Origin of the sequence: Leifsonia sp. SIMBA_070 (genome assembly GCF_046534635.1) — a bacterium.
Lineage (GTDB): Bacteria > Actinomycetota > Actinomycetes > Actinomycetales > Microbacteriaceae > Leifsonia.
Genome location: NZ_JAWRYK010000845.1, coordinates 1 through 241, shown reverse-complemented (window position 1 = coordinate 241; position 241 = coordinate 1). Strand labels below are relative to the sequence as shown.

1 protein-coding gene is annotated in these 241 nt (G+C 70.5%); it reads right to left on the bottom strand.

Features of this window, described 5'->3' with window-relative positions:
* Positions 1-241, bottom strand: a 241-nt coding sequence (locus tag SB754_RS22605) for a MaoC/PaaZ C-terminal domain-containing protein (RefSeq protein ID WP_410784510.1), incomplete at both ends; no start/stop codon positions are given.

The window sequence follows — 241 nt, the reverse complement described above, 5'->3', positions numbered from 1 at the left end:
CCAGTGACCGCTTCATGCCCAGGGCCTTGGCCGACAGGCGGCTGAGGTGAATGGGGTTGAAGTCGCCGGAGACCATGGCATAGTTCCGGCCGGCGTCGGCACCGAGACGCCACAGCGCCGTTGGCGGCGGCGGCGTGAAGTCCGGCCGTGGACCACTGGCTTCCGGGCGGTCCAGGCGGGGCAGGAACACGCCCTTGGCCAAGTACGTCGAGCGGCCGCGCCATACAACGGCATCGGCGCC